This window comes from Burkholderia sp. LS-044 (genome assembly GCF_004803625.1).
GTDB lineage: Bacteria > Pseudomonadota > Gammaproteobacteria > Burkholderiales > Burkholderiaceae > Burkholderia > Burkholderia cepacia.
Map to the genome: position 1 here is coordinate 72,739 of NZ_SSWO01000020.1, position 11,851 is coordinate 84,589.

At 66.3% G+C, this 11,851-nt stretch carries 7 protein-coding genes; 2 read left to right on the plus strand and 5 right to left on the minus strand.

Features of this window, described 5'->3' with window-relative positions:
• Positions 1-235: 235 nt before the first annotated feature.
• Positions 236-1,717: an FGGY family carbohydrate kinase gene (locus E9536_RS35010; protein ID WP_136472380.1), complete on the minus strand. Its 1,482-nt coding sequence runs from the start codon at positions 1,715-1,717 to the stop codon at positions 236-238.
• Positions 1,718-2,155: 438 nt separating this feature from the next.
• Here E9536_RS35010 and E9536_RS35015 point away from each other — a divergent pair, with 438 nt between their 5' ends.
• Complete coding sequence (locus tag E9536_RS35015) at positions 2,156-3,532, plus strand: nucleobase:cation symporter-2 family protein (protein ID WP_021159518.1); 1,377 nt, start codon at positions 2,156-2,158, stop codon at positions 3,530-3,532.
• A 351-nt stretch (positions 3,533-3,883) separates the two neighbouring features.
• On the opposite strand, the gene E9536_RS35020 is transcribed toward E9536_RS35015, so the two are convergent.
• From E9536_RS35020 to E9536_RS35030, 3 genes are read right to left on the minus strand one after another with little or no spacing between them, the layout of a single operon-like run.
• Positions 3,884-5,407: an efflux transporter outer membrane subunit gene (locus tag E9536_RS35020; protein WP_136472382.1), complete on the minus strand. Its 1,524-nt coding sequence runs from the start codon at positions 5,405-5,407 to the stop codon at positions 3,884-3,886.
• Positions 5,407-8,607 carry an efflux RND transporter permease BpeB gene (bpeB, locus tag E9536_RS35025; protein WP_027789241.1) on the minus strand — a complete coding sequence of 1,067 codons (3,201 nt, stop codon included), beginning with the start codon at positions 8,605-8,607 and terminating at the stop codon, positions 5,407-5,409. The genes E9536_RS35020 and bpeB overlap by 1 nt, the downstream gene beginning before the upstream one ends.
• A 15-nt stretch (positions 8,608-8,622) precedes the next feature.
• Entirely contained in the window at positions 8,623-9,900 is a 1,278-nt protein-coding gene (locus tag E9536_RS35030) for an efflux RND transporter periplasmic adaptor subunit (RefSeq protein WP_027789240.1), read from the minus strand.
• A gap of 402 nt (positions 9,901-10,302) precedes the next feature.
• On the opposite strand from E9536_RS35030, the gene E9536_RS35035 reads away from it, so the two are divergent.
• Positions 10,303-10,944: a TetR family transcriptional regulator gene (locus tag E9536_RS35035; RefSeq protein ID WP_027789239.1), complete on the plus strand. Its 642-nt coding sequence runs from the start codon at positions 10,303-10,305 to the stop codon at positions 10,942-10,944.
• 100 nt (positions 10,945-11,044) lie between these two features.
• Here the strand turns inward: E9536_RS35035 and E9536_RS35040 are convergent, their stop codons facing one another.
• Positions 11,045-11,710 (minus strand): cysteine hydrolase family protein, encoded by a 666-nt coding sequence (locus tag E9536_RS35040; RefSeq protein ID WP_060313548.1) that lies wholly within the window; start codon positions 11,708-11,710, stop codon positions 11,045-11,047.
• Positions 11,711-11,851: the final 141 nt, after the last annotated feature.

The following is an 11,851-nucleotide window of genomic DNA, read 5'->3' on the forward strand; positions in this document are numbered from 1 at the left end:
CGCGTCGGCGCTCATGTCGACCGGCCTGGGTGCGCCAGCACCGACGCCGGCCCAATGCTTCGCACCGGGTTCCATGCAAAGCGGTCGAAACCGTGCCGCGCGGCGTCGCGCACGGCACGGCGAAAGAATCTCGTGCTCGCCATGATGGCCGGTTCCGCCGCGCATCGCGTGCGGGAAACGGCCGCCGGCTTGCCACGATGCGTCATCGCTGACGCAAAAGAACAAGTGCCCGATTTTAAGCGCCCGTCGTGAACCATGCATCCGTCCGGGCATACAGGTCGACGAAGCGCGCGTGGCGTGCGGCGAGCGATCGATCGTCGCGCGGCTCGGCAACCGGCGCCGCGGCCGGCGCCAGCGCGTGCAGCGCGTCTTCCCGCCAGTGCCCGATCGCGACACCCGCCAGCAGCGCGGCGCCGCGCGTCGCGGCGTTCGGGCAGTCGATCGCGTGAAGCGACGCGCCCAGCGAGTCGGCAAGCAACTGGCGCCAGCGCGGATCGACCGAGCCGCCGCCCGCGAGACGCAGCGTCGTCACCGGGTCGCCGCGGTCGGCATCGCGGATCGCGTCGAGCCCGGCGCGCAACGCGAACGCGACGCCTTCGAACGCGGCGCGCATCATCGCGCCGCGCGTGTCGCCGAGCCCGAGGCCGAGCCAGCCGCCGCGCGCGTCGGGGTTCATCCACGGCGAACGCTCGCCCGTCAGGTAAGGCAGGAAGCACAGACGTTCCGACGCAGCCTGCGCGAACGCATCGTCGTACGCATCGGCCCACTGCGCGTAGCCGAGCCAGCCGCGCACGGCTTCGAGCGCGAGCCCGACGTTCTGCATCGCGGCCATCGTGTAATAACCGCCGCCGGCCGCCGCGCGATAGCGATGCAGCCCGCGTCGCGCGGGCTGCAGCACATCCGCGAGCACGACGATCTGGCCGCCGCTGCCCGTCGTCAGCAGCGCATCGCCGGCGGCGGCGAGCCCGCTGCCGAGGGCCGCGCATGCGGTGTCGGCCGCGCCCGTCGCCAGCGGCACGCCGGCCGGCAGGTCGAGTGCAGCCGCAGCCGTTGCGCCGAGCGTGCCGCAGCGCGCAGTCGACGGCTGCACCGATGCGAACCGGTCGGCCGGCAGGCCGAGTGCGTCGATCAATGCGAGATCCCATGCGCCGTCGGGCGTCGCGAGCGCGGTCGCACACGCGTCGCTCGGATCGGCCGCGACGTCGCCGCCCAGCGCGATGCGCAACCAGTCCTTCGGCTGCACGGCCCAGCGCGCGGCGCGCAGCGCATCGGGTTCGTGAGCGGCCAGCCAGCGCAGCAGCGGGCCGGCCATACCCGGCGCGACGGGGTTCGGGGCGACGGGCAATCCGGCGACGGGCGATCCGGCGACGGGCGATCCCGTGACGGGCCGGCCTGCCTCATCCGCTTCGCGCACCGCCCGCGTGTCGGGCCACAGCAGCGCGGGCCGCACCGGCTGCCCGGCCGCGTCGATCAGCACGACGCCGTGCATCTGCCCCGAGAACCCGATCGCCGCCACCTGCGCACGCTCGCCGGCCGGCAACCGCGCGGCCGCGCGCACCAGCGCCTGCCACCACGTGTCGGGGGCGATCTCGGCCCAGCCGGGCCGCGGCGACGACAGCGCATAGGGTTCGCTCGCGACCGCACGCTCGACGCCGTCGGCATCGAGCGTGACGAGTTTGACGGAGCCGGTGCCGAGGTCGATTCCGAGCAGGCGCATGACGTGAGGGCGAATTCGAATGAACGGATGTCGATGATAACGGGATCGCGATGCACGCCCCGTCTTTTGCCGCCGCCGCGCCGGCCGACATCGCCATGGCCTGCCGGGTTTCACCCGGCTGCACGTTGGCGGTGAAAGCGGCCGCTCGCGGGTTAACCCGGCACGATTTTTCCCAGGCACTTTTTGCCGCTATGCGCCCCGCCCGATACACACCATAAAGCGGCCGATATTTGACATGGGGGCCAGCGCTATTTTGAAGGGCTATAAAACCGGGAACCCTCACTCCTGCGGCAGTTTCCCGATGATCGACACCCTGTTTCATGCCGAAATGGCATATCGAACCAGCAAAGAGCGGAATAGTACCCAGCGCTCTTGTTGCGTGGATTCATTCCGCATAACTTCGTATCACCCCGAAAACAAGATCATGGAGTGAGACAGATGCAATCGAACACGGTCCATCCGTGCGATGAGGTGCTGCCGACCGGCAAGCTGGTAACGCTTGGCCTGCAACACGTCCTCGTCATGTACGCCGGCGCTGTTGCCGTGCCGCTTATCGTTGGCGCCGCACTCAAGCTGCCGAAAGACCAGATCGCGTTCCTGATCAGCGCCGATCTGTTTTCGTGCGGCATCGCCACGCTGATCCAGACGCTGGGCCTGTGGATCTTCGGGATCCGCCTGCCCGTCATCATGGGCTGCACGTTCGCGGCAGTCGGCCCGATGATCGCGATCGGCACGAACCCCGGCCTCGGCATTCTCGACATCTTCGGCTCGACGATCGCGGCCGGCATCATCGGTATCGTGCTCGCGCCGATGATCGGCAAGCTGTTGCGGTTCTTCCCGCCGGTGGTGGTCGGCACCGTGATCGCGGTGATCGGGCTGTCGCTGATGGAAGTCGGCATCAACTGGGCGGCCGGCGGCGTCGGCAACCCCGAGTACGGCAGCCCCGTCTATCTCGGCCTGTCGTTGCTCGTGCTGACGCTGATCCTGCTGATCAACAAGTTCGGCCGCGGTTTCATCGCGAACATCTCGGTGCTGCTCGGCATCGTCGCCGGCTTCGCGATCGCGTTCGCGATCGGCCGCGTGAATACCGACGGCGTCGCGCACGCACCGTGGGTCGGCATCGTGATGCCGTTCCACTTCGGCATGCCGCACTTCGACCCGCTGTCGATCGTGACGATGGTCACGGTGATGTTCGTCACGTTCATCGAATCGACCGGCATGTTCCTCGCGGTCGGCGACATGGTCGATCGTCCGGTCAACCAGGAGCGCCTCGTGCGCGGCCTGCGCGTCGACGGCCTCGGCACGCTGATCGGCGGCATCTTCAACTCGTTCCCGCATACGTCGTTCTCGCAGAACGTCGGCCTGATCGGCGTGACGGGCGTGAAGAGCCGGTTCGTGTGTGCGACGGGCGGCGTGATTCTCGTGCTGCTCGGCCTGTTCCCGAAGATGGCGCAGGTGGTCGCATCGGTGCCGCCGTTCGTGCTCGGCGGTGCGGGCATCGTGATGTTCGGGATGGTGGCCGCGAACGGCATCAAGGTGCTGTCGAAGGTCGACTTCGTGAACAACTCGCACAACCTGTTCATCGTCGCCGTGAGCGTCGGCATGGGTCTCGTGCCGGTCGTGTCGCCGCACTTCTTCTCGAAGCTGCCGCCCGCGCTCGCCCCGATCCTGCACAGCGGCATCCTGCTGGCGTCGGCATCGGCCGTGATCCTGAACATCGTGTTCAACGGCGTGAAAGGCGAGAAGGATGCGCGCTGCGAGATCCGCCGCGCCGGACACGACTTCGACGGCCGCCCGGCCGACGTGCATCACTGATCACGACGCGCCGGACGACGGCGCGAAGCGGTAACGGAAAACGCCACGGCATGCCGTGGCGCTTTTGCTTGGCGGAGCCGGGTTACGCGAGGTGCCTCGCGCGCGAGGGGTGGCCGCCTGCGATGCGGTGCAGGCTGCCTGGTTGATCGGTTGATCGCGCCTGGACGCGTATCTGCCGTGATCGGCATCAGCGGCATCCGATGCAGTCATCGTCACGCCAACCGTCGTGGTCTCGCACAACTCGGCCGCACAAAAGAAAACGCCACGGATTTTCATCCGTGGCGTTTTCGCTTTTGCATCTCGCCGGTTCGGCAGGCAGAAGCAGTTGCCCGCTCCTGCCCCGCCTTTCACTTAGCCGTTCGTCGCCGCCGACGACGCAGGCGCCGGAGCGGCCGCCTTGTCGTAGTCGACCGGCGCATCCGGCGCGCGCGGCGTCTCGCCGGCCCGCTGGATCCACCCGCCGCCCAGTGCGCGGTACAGGTCGACGAGGTTCGTCCAGCGCGCCAGACGTGCGTTGATCAGCGTCTGCTGTGCCGAGTACAGATCCGTCTGCGCGGTCAGCACCGACAGGTAGCTGTCGACGCCGTTCTTGTAACGCAGGTCCGACAGGTCGAAACGTCGCTGCTGCGCGTGCTCGTTGCGCTCGAGCGCCGCGATCTGCTGGTCGTACGTGCCGCGTGCGGCCAGGCCGTCCGCCACTTCGCGGAATGCCGACTGGATCGCCTTCTCGTAGTTCGCGATCTCGATGCGTTTCTGCACGTTCGCGAGATTCAGGTTCGCGATGTTCTGCCCGCCTTCGAAGATCGGCATCGTGATCTGCGGCGCGAACGACCACGCCGCCGTGCCGGCCTTGAACAGGCCGCCCAGCGTCGGGCTGCCGGTGCCGAACGCGCCCGTCAGCGAGATGCGCGGGAAGAACGCCGCGCGCGCCGCACCGATGTTCGCATTCGCGGCCAGCAGCGTCTGCTCGGCCTGCATCACGTCCGGACGACGCGTCAGCAGGTCCGACGGCAACCCGGCCGGCACGTCCGTCAGCAGGTTCTGCGCGTCGAGCGGCATGCCTGCCGGCAGGTCGTCCGGCAGCGGCTCGCCGATCAGTTGCACCAGCATGTTCAGTGCCTGAGCGCGCGCACGCGCCTGCTGCTGCTGGTTCGACAGCGCCTGCTCGACCACCGTCTGCGCCTGACGCAGCTCGAGCTCGGAGCCTGTGCCGTTGTCGAACTGCAGCTTCGTCAGGTCGTACTGCGCCTGAGCGGACTTCAGCGTGTCCTCCGTGACCTTCAGCAGGTCATCGGTCGACAACAGCGTCAGGTATTGATCGGCCACCTGCGACACCAGCGAAATCTCGAATGCCTGCCGTGCATACGACGTCGACAGGTACTGCGCGAGCGCCTGGTCCTTCAGGCTCTGCACGCGGCCGAACAAGTCAAGCTCCCACGACGCGGACAAACCGACGTTGTAGGAACGCGAGATATACGGCGCCCCCGTCTGCGACAGACCTTGCGGCACGCGCTGGATGCTGCCCGTGCCCGTGCCGTCGAGCGTCGGGAACAGCTCCGCGCGCGTGATCTGGTACTGCGCGCGCGCCGCCTCGATGTTCAGCACCGACACGCGCAGGTCGCGGTTGTTCTTCAGCGCGATCTCGATCAGCCGCTGCAGGCGCGGATCGACGAAGAATTCGCGCCAGCCGATGGCGGTCGCCGCCTGGCCGTTCGCGCTGCGCGCGCCGGCCGCACCCGGCTGCGTCGCGTAGACGCCGCCGGCCGGGTACGCCTGTGCGACGGGCGCGTCGGGCCGCTTGTAATGCGGCGCCATCGTGCAGCCCGTGGCAAAGAGCGCGACCGCGATTGCAGTCAAAGCGTGTTTTTGCATCATCACTGTCCCTTGTTGCCTTCGTCGCCGTTGCCCGGCTTCTCTTCGTGGTGCGAGTGCTCCTGAGCCAGGCGCAGCGCCTCGTCGACGTCTTCCTTCTCGCCGCTGAAGATCGCACGGATCTTCACGAAGAACATCGGGATCATGAAGATCGCGAGGAACGTCGCCGTGATCATCCCGCCGATCACGCCCGTACCGATTGCGTGCTGGCTCGCCGAACCCGCGCCGTTGCTGATCGCGAGCGGCATCACGCCGAGAATGAACGCGAGCGACGTCATCAGGATCGGACGCAGCCGCAGGCGCGCCGCTTCCAGCGCGGCCTCGATCGGCCCCATCTTCTCCGTCTGCTGCAGTTCGCGCGCGAACTCGACGATCAGGATCGCGTTCTTCGCGGACAAGCCCACGGTCGTCAGCAGGCCGACCTGGAAGAACACGTCGTTTTCCAGACCGCGCATCGTCGCCGCAAGCAGTGCACCGATCACGCCGAGCGGCACCACCATGATCACCGAGAACGGGATCGACCAGCTTTCATACAGTGCCGCCAGACACAGGAACACGACAAGGATCGAGATCGCGTACAGGATCGGCGCCTGCGAGCCGGACTGGATTTCCTGGAACGACAGGCCGGTCCACGAATAGCCGATACCGACCGGCAGCTTCTTCGCGAGCCCTTCCATCGCGGCCATCGCCTGACCGGTCGACTTGCCCGGTGCGGCCTGACCCTGGATTTCCATCGCCGACACGCCGTTGTAGCGCTCGAGCTTCGGCGAACCGTACGTCCAGTGACCGGTCGCGAACGAGCTGAACGGCACCATCCCGCCCGACCCGTTGCGCACGTACCAGATGTTCAGGTCTTCCGGCGTCATCCGGAACGGTGCATCCGACTGCACGTACACCTTCTTGATCCGGCCATCGGTATCCAGGAAGTTGTTCACGTACTTCGATGCCCATGCGATCGAGAACGTCTGGTCGATCGCATCCGCCGTCACGCCGAGCGCGTTCGCCTTCTCGCGGTCGATGTCGACCTTGTACTGCGGCGTATCGTTCAGGCCGTTCGGGCGCACGCCCTGCAGCGTTGGATCCTTCGAGGCCATCCCGAGCAGCTGGTTACGCGCGGCCATCAGCGCATCGTGGCCGAGACCCGCGTTGTCGGTCAGTTCGAAGTCGAAGCCGGCAGCCGTACCGAGTTCAGGAATCGACGGCGGGTTGAACGGGATCACCACTGCGTCCTTGTAACCCGAGTAGCGCCCGAACATCCGGCCGATCAGCGCCTGCACCTTCTGGTTCGCATGCTGACGCTGCGAGTAGTCCTTCAGGCGAACGAACACGAGACCGGAGTTCTGGCCACGGCCCGCGAAGCTGAAGCCGTTGACCGTGAACGCCGATTCGACGATTTCCTTCTCGTCCTTCAGCAGGTAGTCGGAAATGTTCGCGAGCGTCTTCGCGGTCGTTTCCTGCGTCGAACCCGACGGCGTCTGCACGATCACGAACATCAGGCCCTGGTCTTCATCGGGCAGGAACGACTTCGGCAGGCGCACGAACAGCAGGCCAACCGCGACGATCACGACCAGATAGATGATGAGCCAGCGGCCCGAGCGCTTGATCACGTGGTGCACGCCGACGTGGTACTTGTCGCGGCTGTTGTTGAACGTGCGGTTGAACCAGCCGAAGAAACCCTTCTTCTCTTCGTGATGCCCTTGCGGGATCGGCTTGAGGATCGTCGCGCACAGTGCCGGCGTCAGAATCAACGCGACGAGCACCGACAGCACCATCGCCGACACGATCGTCAGCGAGAACTGACGATAGATTGCACCGACCGAACCGCCCGAGAACGCCACCGGCACGAACACCGCCGACAGCACCAGCGCCACGCCGACCAGTGCGCCGGTGATCTGGCCCATCGCCTTGCGGGTCGCCTCCTTCGGTGACAGGCCCTCCTCCGCCATCACGCGCTCGACGTTCTCCACCACCACGATCGCATCGTCGACCAGCAGGCCGATCGCGAGCACGAGGCCGAACATCGACAGCGTGTTGATCGAGAAGCCCACCATCGACATGATCGCGAACGTGCCGAGCAGCACGACCGGCACCGCGATCGTCGGGATGATCGTTGCCCGCAGGTTCTGCAGGAACAGATACATCACGAGGAACACGAGCACGATACCTTCGAGCAGCGTCTTGACCACTTCCTCGATCGACAGCTTCACGAACGGCGTCGTGTCGTACGGGTACTTCACGACGAGGCCGTGCGGGAAGAACGGTGCCAGTTCGTCGATCTTCGCGCGCACGGCCTTCGCGGTCGCGAGCGCGTTCGCGTTGGTCGCGAGCTGGATACCGAGTGCCGCGGTCGGCTGACCGTTGTACTTCGTGTCGAAGTTGTAGTTTTCGCCGCCGAGGCCGATCTGCGCGACGTCCTTCAGGCGAACCTGCGAGCCGTCCTGGTTGACCTTCAGCAGGATGTTGCCGAACTGCTCGGGCGTCTGCAGCAGCGTCGATTCGGTGATCGTCGCCTGCAGCATCGTGCCCGGCTTCGCCGGCGTGCCGCCGATCTGGCCGCCCGCGATCTGCACGTTCTGCGCGGTGATCGCGGAGCTGACGTCGACCGGCGTGAGGCCGTAGTTCGTCAGGCGGTTCGGGTCGAGCCAGATCCGCATCGCGTACTGCGAGCCGAACAGCGTGACGGTACCGACGCCGTTCAACCGGCTGATCGGATCCTTCACGTGCGACGCCACGAAGTTCGCGAGGTCGTACTTGTTCATGCTGCCGTCTTCGGAGTTGAAGGCGAGCACCAGCAGGAAGCTGCTGCTCGACTTCGTCACCGAGAGGCCGAGCTGCTGCACGACCTGCGGCAGGATCGGCGTCGCGAGCGACAGCTTGTTCTGCACCTGGACCTGCGCGATGTCGGCGTTGGTACCCGGCGCGAAGGTCAGCGTGATCGTCGCGTTGCCCGAGTCGTCACTGGTCGACGACATGTACAGGAAGTTGTCGAGACCGCTCATCTGCTGCTCGATCACCTGCGTCACCGTGTCTTCCACCGTCTTCGCGGAAGCGCCCGGGTAGTTCGCGGTGATCTGGATCGATGGCGGTGCGATCGTCGGATACTGCGAGATCGGCAGCGTGAAGATCGCCGCAACCCCGGCCAGCATCAGGATGATGGCGATCACCCACGCGAAGATCGGGCGATCGATAAAAAACTTTGCCATGAAACAGGCTCCCTGTTATTGCGCGCTCGAAGCAGCGGCAGCACTCGCCGGCGCAGCGCCCGATGCGGCAGCACCGGAAGCGGCAGCGGCGCCGGAACCGGCGGCAGCCGGCGCGGCGGACGCGGCAGCCGCACCCGACGCGGCATCGGCCGCCGGTGCGAGCTGCGCGGGGACCGTCTTCACGGTCGCACCCGGGCGCACCTTGTCGGCACCCTGCACGATCACGTGATCACCCGCTTGCAGACCACCTTCGACCACCCAGTTCGGGCCCTGCATGCCCGTCGTCTTCAGCGGACGCGGCTCGACCTTGTTGCTGGCGTTCACCACCATCGCGATCGCCTGACCCTTCTGGTCATGCGTGACGCCGATCTGCGGCACCAGGAACGCGTTCTCGTTCACGCCTTCCTCGATCCGTGCACGCACGAACATGCCCGGCAGCAGCACCTTGCCCGGGTTCGGGAAGACCGCGCGGATCGTCACCGAGCCGGTGGTCTGGTCGACCGTCACGTCCGAGAACTGCAGCTTGCCCGGCTCCGAATAGGTCTTGCCGTCTTCCAGGATCAGCGACACCTTCGCCGCGCCCGGGCCGGACGTCTTCAGGCGCCCGCTCTGTACGTCCTGGCGCAGCTTCAGCCCTTCGAGGCTCGACTGCGTGAGGTCCACATACACCGGGTCGAGCTGCTGCACCGTCGACATCAGCGTCGCCTGGCTCGCCTGCACGTACGCGCCCGGCGTCACCTGCGAGATGCCGACGCGGCCGGTGATCGGCGACACGACATCGGTATAGCCGAGGTTGATCTGCGCGGTATCGACCGCCGCCTTGCCGGCCGCGACGTCCGCCGCGGCCTGGCCTTGCGTGGCCACCGCGTTGTCGTAGTCCTGCTTGCTGACCGCGTTCGCGGCCACCAGCACCTTGTAGCGTGCGACCAGCGCGTTCTGCGTGACGAGGTTCGCCTGCGCCTTCGCGAGCGTTGCCTTTGCACTGTTCAGCGCGGCGATATAAGGCGCCGGGTCGATCTTGTAGAGGCGCTGACCGGCCTTGACGTCGGTGCCTTCGGTGAATTCACGGCGCAGCACGATGCCGTCGACCCGCGCGCGGACCTGCGCGACGAGGAACGCGCTGGTGCGGCCCGGCAGGTCGGTGAAGACCGGTACGGCTTGCGGCTGGACGGTGACGACGCCGACTTCCGGCGTTTGCGGCGGCGGTGCCGATTCTTTTTTCCCGCACGCGGCCAGGAAAACGGCGGCCGTCGCGACAGTGATTAAGCGGTATGGAACCCGTTCGACGCGCATGGAGCGACCTCTGTGTATAACCAATGGAATAAGTGCCGCACCCGACCGGAGCGAGCGCAACACGGATGCGCCTCACGGCGCAGATCGAACACCTGAATTACTGGACTGCTAGATACAGCAAGCGGCACGAAACCTCCGTGCCGACAGGATGCCCCGCAACTGCGGACTGGTACTTTGGCGGGAATCAGCAGAGTGGGATATTAACTGATTGCCACTTGGGTCATTCGATCGTAGGGTGGTATTGTATATACATTCATGAATGTATGTAAAAAGCCCGTTTGTGCGCGACCGGCTGTCCAGTCTTACAGATTGTTACCAGCCGCGAGCATAGCCAGTCTATACGACCGCGCCGAGGGTTGCAGACCCTATATTCACCTACGATCGATCCAATCAGGCCTGCACATGGTCAGACGTACCAAGGAGGAGGCGCTCGAGACGCGCAATCGCATTCTCGACGCCGCCGAGCACGTGTTCTTCGAGAAAGGCGTGTCGCACACGTCGCTCGCGGACATCGCGCAACATGCCGGCGTGACGCGCGGCGCAATCTACTGGCATTTCGCGAACAAGAGCGAACTGTTCGACGCAATGTTCGACCGCGTATTTCTGCCGATCGACGAGTTGAAGCGGATGCCGCTCGACGCGCCGGGCGGCAATCCGCTCGACAAGATCCGCCAGATCCTGATCTGGTGCCTGCTCGGCGTGCAGCGCGACGCGCAGTTGCGCCGCGTGTTCAGCATCCTGTTCATGAAGTGCGAATACGTCGCGGACCTGGAGCCGCTGCTGCAGCGCAACCGCGCGGGGATGAGCGAGGCACTGCACGCGATCGACGCCGATCTCGCGGGGGCCGTGCGGCTCAAGCTGCTGCCCGAGCGGCTCGATACGTGGCGCGCGACGTTGATGCTGCACACGCTCGTCAGCGGTTTCGTGCGCGACATGCTGATGCTGCCCGACGAGATCGACGCCGAGCAGCATGCGGAAAAGCTCGTCGACGGCTGTTTCGACATGCTGCGCTACAGCCCGGCGATGCTGAAGGACGGCGAATGACCGCGCGACGCGCGTTCGCCCGCGGTTCGGGTCTTCGTTTCATCGCGCGGGCCGCCAATCTCGCCGACGGCCTGCCCGCCGCCCCTTCTTCCCGCCCGGTTCAGGCCGCCTTCGCGCGTTGCGCGCGGGCCCGCCGGTTCGACGCGGCGACCGAATCGCGCTTCGGCATCGGCGCACCTGCCAGCCCCGCGATCCACGCATCGGTGGACATCACGGCCGCGAAATTCGACTGGAACACCACCGCGTACGCGCGGTGAATCTCCTCGGCGCTCACCGCGCCTGCTTCGTTCTCGTAAGGCAGCGCGCCCGTCGCGTCGTTCAGGTATTCGACATTCAGCCCCGCATGCGCCGCGTGATAGACCGTCGACGCATTGCAGTTGTGCGTCATGTAGCCGGCCACCGCGAGCGTGTCGATCCCGTGCGCATCGAGCCACGCCGCAAGGTCGGTCCCGGCAAACGAGCTTGCGCGCGTCTTCTCGATCAGGTGTGCGTACGGCCGGCCGGCGACGACCGCGTGCAGCGCGACGCCGTCGGTGCCGGGCGCGAAGATCGGCGCGCCGGCCGGCGCGACGTGCTGGACGACGATCACGGGCACGCCGGCCGCATGCGCGGCATCGATCGCGCGGCCGATGTTCGCGAGCGACACGTCGAGCGGCGGATATTCGATCGGCAGGTTGCCCGTCACGTACTCGTTCTGGACGTCGATCACGATCAGCGCGCGGCGGGTAGCGGAATGGGAAACGGAATGCGGGACGGCGTTCGACATGGCGGGCTCCTGGTCCAGGGGCGCGGCCCCGCCCCGGAACGGGGTGGTCAGCGGCGCGATGCGATGCATTGTCGGGGCGCGACGCTCACGTGGACAGTGGCCCGATAGCCATTCTTCGATAGAATCGGGCCATCACCAATC

Bases quoted from the DNA above. Each gene is read 5' to 3' on its own strand.
- E9536_RS35015 (WP_021159518.1), top strand. From the start codon at position 2,156: ATGCAATCGAACACGGTCCATCCGTGCGATGAGGTGCTGCCGACCGGC.
- E9536_RS35030 (WP_027789240.1), bottom strand. From the start codon at position 9,900: ATGCGCGTCGAACGGGTTCCATACCGCTTAATCACTGTCGCGACGGCC.
- E9536_RS35040 (WP_060313548.1), bottom strand. From the start codon at position 11,710: ATGTCGAACGCCGTCCCGCATTCCGTTTCCCATTCCGCTACCCGCCGC.
- E9536_RS35010 (WP_136472380.1), bottom strand. From the start codon at position 1,717: ATGCGCCTGCTCGGAATCGACCTCGGCACCGGCTCCGTCAAACTCGTC.
- E9536_RS35035 (WP_027789239.1), top strand. From the start codon at position 10,303: ATGGTCAGACGTACCAAGGAGGAGGCGCTCGAGACGCGCAATCGCATT.
- E9536_RS35020 (WP_136472382.1), bottom strand. From the start codon at position 5,407: ATGATGCAAAAACACGCTTTGACTGCAATCGCGGTCGCGCTCTTTGCC.
- bpeB (WP_027789241.1), bottom strand. From the start codon at position 8,607: ATGGCAAAGTTTTTTATCGATCGCCCGATCTTCGCGTGGGTGATCGCC.